The following is a 4,824-nucleotide window of genomic DNA, read 5'->3' on the forward strand; positions in this document are numbered from 1 at the left end:
GTGCGCAGTGCTGAGCACCTCACCCGTGCGGTGCGCCCGAGCCACCAGGTCACCCCGGTCGTACGGCAGCACGGCCCGGACCTCCACGGCCGGGCTCGGCAGCCGCTCCTCGATCGCCGCGCGCAGCTCGTCCATGCCCCGACCGGAGTACGCGGACACGAAGATCGCGTCCGGCCACAGCCGCTTGAGCCGCAGCAGCGTGTCCTCGTCGGCGGCGTCGGTCTTGTTGACCACCAACAGCTCGGGCAGCCGGTCCGCGCCCACCTCGGCGAGCACCTCGTGCACCGCCCGGACCTGCTCCTCCGGATCCGGGTGGGTGCCGTCGACGACGTGCACCACCAGATCCGCCTCGGCGACCTCCTCCAGCGTCGAGCGGAACGCCTCGACGATCTGGTGCGGCAGGTGCCGGACGAAGCCGACAGTGTCGGAGAGCGTGTAGAGCCGACCGTCCGAGGCGGTGGCCTTTCGGGTCGTCGGGTCCAGCGTGGCGAACAGCGCGTTCTCCACCAGGACGCCCGCGCCGGTCAGGCGGTTGAGCAGGCTGGACTTGCCGGCGTTGGTGTAGCCGGCGATGGCGACCGCGGGAACGGCGTTGCGGGAACGCCGGGCGCGCTTGGTCACGCGTACCGTCTTCATGCTCTTGATCTCGCGACGCAGCCGGGAGATGCGGTGACGGATGCGCCGCCGGTCGGTCTCCAGCTTGGTCTCACCGGGACCACGAACACCCACACCGCCGCCGGCGCCGCCGCCCCGGCCGGAACCACCGGTCTGGCGGGAGAGCGTCTCACCCCAACCGCGAAGTCGGGGCAGCAGGTATTCGAGCTGGGCCAGCTCGACCTGCGCCTTACCTTCCTTGCTCTTGGCGTGCTGGGCGAAGATGTCCAGAATCAGCGCCGTCCGGTCGACAACCTTGACCTTGGTGCGCTGCTCCAGGTTGCGCAGCTGCGACGGGGACAACTCACCGTCACAGATGACGGTGTCGGCGCCGGTGGAGAGCACCACAGCGCCCAGGTCGTCGACCTTGCCGCGGCCGATGTACGTGGCCGGGTCGGGTCGGGTCCGCCGCTGGATGAGCCCTTCGAGCACCTGCGAACCGGCGGTCTCGGCCAGCGCGGCCAGCTCGGTCAGGGAATTCTCCGCGTCGGTGACTGTGCCTTCGGTCCAGACGCCCACCAGGACGACCCGCTCCAACCGCAGCTGGCGGTATTCCACCTCGGTGACGTCGGTGAGCTCGGTTGACAGGCCCGGGACGCGTCGGAGGGACTGCCGCTCCGACAGCTCCATCTCGCCGGTGGTGACGTCGTCGAGCTCGTCCTCGACGGGGACAAAGCTCTCCTGGTCTCGCAAGCGGTTCTCCTGTCCGTTTTGATAAGTAGAACGTAATCCTGACATGACACAACGCCGAACGCACCTGCTATATGCCCATGGTGAAGGTCGCCAAAAGTGGGGGCGAATGCTGGTCGGCACCGACAACCCGGTAGAAATGCGGGCGGCGGCCGATCGGCCGCACAGCCGTTACGGAGGGATCCCGTGGCCATCACCCGACTGCCCAGCGCCGGATTTTCGATCACCATCCGGATCGCCGTGACTGCGGACGCGTCCTCGATCGGCCGGCTCACCACCTCCGTCGGCGAGGCCGGGGCGATCGTCACGGCGCTGGACGTGGTGGACTCGGACCCGACCAACGTGATCGTCGACCTGACCTGCGACACCGCCGACGCCGGTCACGCCGACCAGGTGGTCGACGCGCTGACCGCGCTGGACGGCGTGGACGTGCGCAAGGTGTCGGACCGGACGTTCCTGCTGCACCTGGGCGGCAAGATCGAGGTGACCTCGAAGGTCGCGCTGCGCAACCGCGACGAGCTGTCCCGCGCGTACACGCCGGGGGTGGCCCGGGTCTGCATGGCGATCGCCGAGAACCCGGCCGACGCCCGGCGACTGACCATCAAGCGCAACACCGTCGCGGTGGTCAGCGACGGCTCGGCGGTGCTCGGCCTGGGCAACCTCGGCCCGGCCGCGTCGCTGCCGGTGATGGAGGGCAAGGCGGCGCTGTTCAAGCGCTTCGGCGGGGTGGACGCCTGGCCGGTGGTGCTGGACACCCAGGACACCGACGAGATCGTGCAGATCGTCAAGGCGATCGCGCCGGCGTACGGCGGTATCAACCTGGAGGACATCGCCGCGCCGCGCTGCTTCGAGATCGAGGCCCGGCTGCGCGAGGCGCTGGACATCCCGGTCTTCCACGACGACCAGCACGGCACCGCGATCTGCGTGCTGGCCGCGCTCACCAACGCGCTGCGGGTGGTGGGCAAGCAGCTCCAGGACGTCCGGGTGGTGGTCTCCGGGGCCGGCGCGGCCGGCACCGCGATCATGAAGCTGCTGCTGCGCCAGGGCGTCGGCGACATCATCGCGTACGACCGGGAGGGCGCCCTGCACCGTGGGCTGACCGAGCTCAACTCGGCGTGGCAGTGGCTGGCGGACAACACCAACAAGGAGAACTACTCCGGCGACCTGCCCGGCGCGATCCGGGGCGCCGACGTGTTCATCGGAGTCAGCGCGCCGAACCTGCTCACCGGCGACGACATCGCCCAGATGGCGAAGGACTCGATCGTCTTCGCCCTCGCGAACCCGGACCCGGAGGTCGACCCCCGGGAGGCGCGCAAGCACGCCGCAGTGGTCGCCACCGGCCGCTCGGACCAGCCGAACCAGATCAACAACGTGCTCGCGTTCCCCGGGGTGTTCCGCGGCATGCTGGACGCGCACGCCGAGGAGTTCACCGAGGAGATGGCCATCGCGGCGGCCCAGGCCATCGCGGACGTGGTCGGCGAAGACAAGATCAACCCGACGGTGATCGTGCCGAGCGTCTTCGACTCCCGGGTCGCCCCGGCGGTCGCCGCCGCCGTCCGCGCCGCCGCGCACAACCCCAGCCCACTCCCCGCCGCCGACCCCGGCCCCGCCGACCTCCCCGAGATCGCCGCCAACGCCAGCGCCACCCCATAACCCCGCACCCACCCCCACCCACGCTGGTGATCAAGAGATTTGCGTCAGGAACGACGCGAAATCCGACGCAAACCTCTTGATCAACAGTGGTGGGGCAGGGCCGGCGTCAGGTGAGGCGTGTTGGCGTTAGGGGTGCAGGGCGGTGGGGTTGATGTCGCCGGTGGCTACCAGCACGGCCGGGCCGGAGAGCCAGCACGAGTTCTCGGTGACGGTCACCGTGAGGCGGCCGCCGGGCACGTCGACAGCTACCACTCCGGTGTCCCGGCCGAGGTCGCGCAGGGCCACCGCGCCCACCGCGCAGGCACCCGTGCCGCAGGACAGCGTCTCGGCGCTGCCGCGCTCGTACACCCGCATCAGCGTGTGCCCGTCGGTGCCGTCGACCGGGTCGCCCGCCACGATGAACTCCACGTTCACCCCGCTCGGGAAGACCGCCGGGTCGTACCCGGGGGCCCTGGTGAGGTCCAGCGCCGACAGCTCCACGCCGGCCGGCAGGACGCAGACCAGGTGCGGGTTGCCGACGTCCACCACCGCGCCGGTCAGGGTCAGCCCGCCGAGGGTGGCGGCCGACTCGTCGTACACCCGGGGTCGGCGCATCTCGACGGAGACGGCGTCGCCCTCGACGAGCGCGCGCACGACGCCGGCCCGGGTGGCCACCGGCAGCGCCGCGCCGGCGGGCGTGGCCAGCCCGGTGTCGAGCAGGTAGCGCACGAAGACCCGGGCGCCGTTGCCGCACATCTCGGCGAACGAGCCGTCGGCGTTCCAGTAGTCCATGAACCACTCGGCTTCGCCGGCCTGACCTGCGCCGTCCGGATGCTTGGCCGCGCGGACCACCCGTAGTACGCCGTCCGCGCCGATGCCCCGCCGCCGGTCGCAGAGCGCCGCGACCAGCTCCGGGGTCAGGTCGAGCTGACCGTCCGGGTCGGGGAGGAGGACGAAGTCGTTGCCGGTGCCGTGGCCCTTGGTGAACTCCACTCCCCCATCATCGCGCAACGGCCGGCACCAGGCGCAGGGCGGCCCCGATCAGGTCCGGGGTCGTCGAGTCCAGCCAGTGGATGCGCGGGTCGCGCCGGAACCAGGACCGCTGCCGGCGGACGAAGCGCCGGGTGGCCCGGACCGTCTCGTCGTGCGCCTGCGCCTCGGTCAACTCGCCGGCCAGCATGCGCAGCACCTGCTGGTAGCCGAGCGCCCGACTCGCCGTGCGCCCCTCGGGCAGCCCGTGCCCGACCAGCTCACGGGTCTCGGACACCAGGCCGTCGGCCCACATCCGGTCCACCCGCAGCGCGATCCGCTCGTCCAGCAGCCCGGTGTCCAGGTCGACGCCGAGCTGCACCGACGGGTAGTACGGCGTGGGCTGCGGCAGCGACGCGGCGAACGGCGCGCCGGTCAACTCGATCACCTCCAGGGCCCGCACGATCCGACGCCCGTTACCCGGCAGGATGCTCTCGGCGGCGGCCGGGTCGGCGGCGCGCAGCCGCGCGTACAGCGGGGCCGGGCCGACCTCTGCCAACTCCCGTTCCAGCCGCTCCCGCAACGCCGCGTCGGTGCCCGGGAACTCGAAGCGCTCCAGCACCGCCCGCACGTACAGCCCGGAGCCACCGACGAGCAGCGGCACCCGCCCCCGGGACAGGATGTCGTCCACCGCCGCGCGCGCCAGCCGCTGGTACTCCGCTACGCTCGCCGGCTCGGTGACCTCCCAGATGTCCAGCAGGTGATGCGGCACACCGTCCCGCTCGGCGACTGTCAGCTTGGCGGTGCCGATGTCCATGCCCCGGTAGAGCTGCATCGAGTCGGCGTTGACCACCTCCCCGTCCAGGGCGTGCGCCAACG

Annotated in this window: 4 protein-coding genes; 1 reads left to right on the forward strand and 3 read right to left on the reverse strand. The window is 71.4% G+C overall.

Annotated features, from left to right (window positions below; all coding sequences use genetic code 11):
• On the reverse strand, positions 1–1,347 hold a 1,347-nt coding region (hflX, locus tag KBX53_RS22615), incomplete at its 3' end, for a GTPase HflX (RefSeq protein ID WP_210861495.1).
• 183 nt (positions 1,348–1,530) lie between these two features.
• Here hflX and KBX53_RS22620 point away from each other — a divergent pair.
• On the forward strand, positions 1,531–2,997 hold the full coding sequence (locus tag KBX53_RS22620; RefSeq protein WP_210861498.1) for an NAD-dependent malic enzyme: 1,467 nt from the start codon (positions 1,531–1,533) through the stop codon (positions 2,995–2,997).
• 126 nt (positions 2,998–3,123) lie between these two features.
• Here the strand turns inward: KBX53_RS22620 and dapF are convergent, their stop codons facing one another.
• Positions 3,124–3,969 carry a diaminopimelate epimerase gene (gene dapF, locus KBX53_RS22625; RefSeq protein ID WP_210861499.1) on the reverse strand — a complete coding sequence of 282 codons (846 nt, stop codon included), beginning with the start codon at positions 3,967–3,969 and terminating at the stop codon, positions 3,124–3,126.
• Positions 3,970–3,976: 7 nt separating this feature from the next.
• Positions 3,977–4,822, reverse strand: a complete 846-nt coding sequence (gene miaA / locus KBX53_RS22630; protein WP_247676058.1) for a tRNA (adenosine(37)-N6)-dimethylallyltransferase MiaA — start codon at positions 4,820–4,822, stop codon at positions 3,977–3,979.
• Positions 4,823–4,824: the final 2 nt, after the last annotated feature.

Origin of the sequence: Micromonospora sp. M51 (genome assembly GCF_018070305.1) — a bacterium.
Taxonomy (GTDB): Bacteria; Actinomycetota; Actinomycetes; order Mycobacteriales; family Micromonosporaceae; genus Micromonospora; species Micromonospora parva.